The sequence below is a fragment of the Pseudomonas sp. K5002 genome (genome assembly GCF_013386655.1).
Lineage (GTDB): Bacteria > Pseudomonadota > Gammaproteobacteria > Pseudomonadales > Pseudomonadaceae > Aquipseudomonas.
On record NZ_JACARK010000325.1, the window covers coordinates 1 to 2106 of the forward strand.

At 64.6% G+C, this 2106-nt stretch carries 3 protein-coding genes; 2 read left to right on the forward strand and 1 reads right to left on the reverse strand.

The window, feature by feature from the left end; translation table 11 throughout:
- Together HX846_RS16115 and nudC are read left to right on the forward strand one after the other, a co-directional pair.
- Nucleotides 1-420 (forward strand): enoyl-CoA hydratase-related protein (locus tag HX846_RS16115; protein WP_256739824.1); only part of this gene is annotated, 420 nt, incomplete at its 5' end.
- A gap of 6 nt (nt 421-426) precedes the next feature.
- Nucleotides 427-1260 (forward strand): NAD(+) diphosphatase, encoded by an 834-nt coding sequence (nudC, locus tag HX846_RS16120; RefSeq protein WP_008430294.1) that lies wholly within the window; start codon nt 427-429, stop codon nt 1258-1260.
- Here nudC and HX846_RS16125 read toward each other — a convergent pair.
- Nucleotides 1228-2007, reverse strand: coding sequence for a TSUP family transporter (locus tag HX846_RS16125; RefSeq protein ID WP_003208505.1), 780 nt, complete (start codon nt 2005-2007; stop codon nt 1228-1230). The genes nudC and HX846_RS16125 overlap by 33 nt on opposite strands.
- Nucleotides 2008-2106 lie beyond the last annotated feature (99 nt).

The window sequence follows — 2106 nt, forward strand, 5'->3', positions numbered from 1 at the left end:
CGCTACGCCGCCGAAGATGCGCAATTCTCCATCAAGGAAATCGACATCGGCATGGCCGCCGACGTCGGCACCCTGCAACGCCTGCCGCGCATCGTCGGCGACGGCATGCTGCGCGAGCTGGCCTACACCGGCCGCCAGTTCGGTGCCGAAGAGGCGCGCAGCATCGGCCTGGTAAATCGGGTGTACAGCGATCACCAGAGCCTGCTGGCCGGCGTGCTGGACATCGCCCGGGAAATCGCCGCGAAATCGCCGATCGCGGTCACCGGCACCAAGGCGATGATCAGCTACATGCGTGACCACACGATCAATGACGGTTTGGAATACGTTGCCACCTGGAACTCAGCTATGTTGCAATCCAACGACCTGCGCGTGGCCATCGCGGCCCATATGAGCAAGCAGAAACCCGACTTCGTGGATTGACTGAACATGACCCCAGGCTGGATTACCACAACGCTGCTGGACAACGACGCCCCGGGCGGCTGGGCCGTGGCCCGCAGCCGTGAAGGCTTTTTACACGACCAGAACGGCCCGCTGTTTCCCCGGGAGTGGCTCAAGCGCCAGGACCTCTCGGTGTTCGCCGAGCATGGCATCGGCCACCTGGACGGCGAGCCGGTGTACCTGCTGGAACTCAACAGCCCCGCCGACGTGCCGGGCTGCGGCTGGCAGGGCCTGCGGGCATTCATGCTGCAGGGCGATCACACGCTGTACAAAGTCCTGGGCTACGCCGCGCAAATCGGCACCTGGGCCCGGGAGCATCGTTTTTGCGGCAGTTGCGGCCAGGCGATGGTGCAGGTGCCGCGGGAGCGCGCGATGTTCTGCCAGGCCTGTGACCTGCGCAGCTACCCGCGTATCTCGCCGAGCATGATCGTGCTGGTGACCCGTGGCGACGAGATCCTGCTGGCCCGTTCGCCGCGCTTTGTCACGGGGGTCTACAGCACTCTGGCGGGGTTTGCCGAGCCGGGCGAGTCGGCCGAGGACTGCCTGATTCGCGAGGTGCGTGAAGAAGTGCAGGTGGAGGTCAAGAACATCCAGTACATGGGCAGCCAGTGCTGGCCGTTCCCGCACTCGATGATGCTGGGCTTTCACGCCGAGTACGCCGGCGGCGACATTGTGCCCCAGGCTGACGAGATCGAAGACGCGCAGTGGTTCAACATCCATGAACTGCCGCCGTTGCCGGCGTCGCGCTCGATTGCGCGCTACCTGATCGACCTCTACCTGGCCCGTCGCCTAGGTCACGCTGAACCAGTGCTGCCAGGCTAGGCGCACCGTCAGGCCGAGCACCACGGTGATGAACACCGGGCGAATGAACTTGGCGCCGCCGCTGATGGCGCTGCGTGCGCCAAAAAACGCGCCGCACATCACCGACACGCCCATGCACAGGCCGACAATCCAGTCTACCGAGCCATTGAAAATGAACACCGTCAGCGCCGCCGCGTTGCTGACGAAGTTCATGCTGCGCGCCACGCCGCTGGCCTTTACCAGGTCGATGGGGTGCAACAGCATGGTACTCACGGTCCAGAAGGCCCCGGTGCCCGGGCCGGCGACGCCGTCGTAGAAACCCAGGCCAAAGCCCTGGGTGGACTGCCATTTCTTCTTGATCGGTGCGTCGTTGTCCAGCGCCGCCTTGGGCGTGCCGCCGAACAGCAAATACAAACCGCAGCCGAACACAATCACCGGGAGCATCTTGTTCAGGGTTTCTGCCGGCAGGTAATGGGCCACGACCGCGCCGGTGAGTGCACCGACCAGGGTGCCGACGATGGCGTGCACCCACTGGCGCGGATGAAACAGCTTGCGCCGGTAGAAGGTAAAGCTGGCAGTGGCCGAGCCGAAGGTGGAACTGAGCTTGTTGGTGCCCAGCACCAGGTGGGGCGGCATGCCGGCGGTCAGCAGGGCGGGCGTGGTGAGCAGGCCGCCACCGCCGGCGATGGCGTCGATGAAACCGGCGATAAAGGCAACCACGGCGAGGATCGCCAGGGTGGTGAGGTCAACGCTGAGTTCGAAGGGCATGGGCAAGACTTAGTCGGCAGGGCGCAGCAAGGGCTGCGCGAAAGGCCGGTATCTTACCGATTAGCGTGGGGGCCTGCGACTATGATCGTTCCCACGCTC

What these genes read in the sequence shown, in the direction of transcription:
- nudC (WP_008430294.1), top strand. Translation starts at nt 427, where the DNA reads ATGACCCCAGGCTGGATTACCACAACGCTGCTGGACAACGACGCCCCG.
- HX846_RS16125 (WP_003208505.1), bottom strand. Translation starts at nt 2,007, where the DNA reads ATGCCCTTCGAACTCAGCGTTGACCTCACCACCCTGGCGATCCTCGCC.